The 1,008-nt window shown below is 47.9% G+C and carries 2 protein-coding genes; both read right to left on the reverse strand.

Features of this window, described 5'->3' with window-relative positions; all coding sequences use genetic code 11:
* A partial coding sequence (locus A3756_RS21705; protein WP_197481457.1) for a molybdopterin molybdotransferase MoeA occupies nucleotides 1-623 on the reverse strand: 623 nt, incomplete at its 3' end.
* Nucleotides 624-734: 111 nt separating this feature from the next.
* Nucleotides 735-1,008: hypothetical protein (locus A3756_RS28845; protein WP_231875604.1), on the reverse strand; the 274-nt coding region annotated here is incomplete at its 5' end.

The following is a 1,008-nucleotide window of genomic DNA, read 5'->3' on the forward strand; positions in this document are numbered from 1 at the left end:
GAGGGCTTATCGCCCGGTTCTACCAATTCGTCTCCAGTCGATATACTAGTGACTGTTAGTCTTCGAAACACTTTGTCCTTATCAATACCAATCGAAGCAATTAAGCCAACGCGGGCAGGGGAAAGGACTAGGCCCTTTTGTAAAATAACCTGGCCTTGTTGAACATCTTGACCTCGAGGGCGAATATTTTGCTTAGCGTTAGGCTGGGAGGAAAAGGTTACCTCCTTGTTGTGCTCATTGATTGTCGCCTGTTCTTGCATAATGACGCAGTTCGCTCCTGCTGGTATCGAGGCGCCGGTAAATATTCTCGCAGCAGTGCCACGTTCAAGTGTCTCGGGTTGGTGCCCGGCAGGAATGCGTTGTGAGATACAGAAGGCTTTACCCTCAGAGAAGTCATCAAGGTTTAGTGCGTAGCCGTCAACGGCACTGTTATCTGTGGGCGGTACATTAAGTGTAGAGACTAAGTCTTCAGCGAGCACTCTTTCGTGTGCATCAATAAGTGCAACTGATTCTGTCTCCGATATCGGGTTTGCCAATTTTTTTAAGCGCTCAATGATATCATCTAAAGGATTAAGGGTGTGTTTGACGGCTGAATCGCAGCAGCTTTGATTTGTGTTCGACATAAATAGCTCTGTCAGTATCGACGATGAAAAACGGGTTATTAGTTTAGCGTGTGCAGTGTATCGCTAAAACAGAAATAAATCGTTGATGATCATCAAGCGCTTAAGGAAGAGTTAGCAAGCGGGTAGATCTGCGTGAGTGCCGCAGCTTACGACACTACCGTCGCGCGAGTCGTACTTGATAACCAAGGAGCTGTTATTGCGATTGCCAGTGTCGCCGTTAAGGCGATAAGCGTAGCTGCAGACTCTGTTGCCGGTGTGGCGGTAAGCTCGATAGGCTTCATTGTTGTTGCCAACAACAACTGAGGGCGGGTTTTCCAATACGCCCTGCCAGACACCAATGCAGCCGTTGTTGCCTTGCCCTATATTCTCATTACCTGTGCCTTTA

It is taken from the genome of Oleiphilus sp. HI0086 (assembly GCF_001635225.1).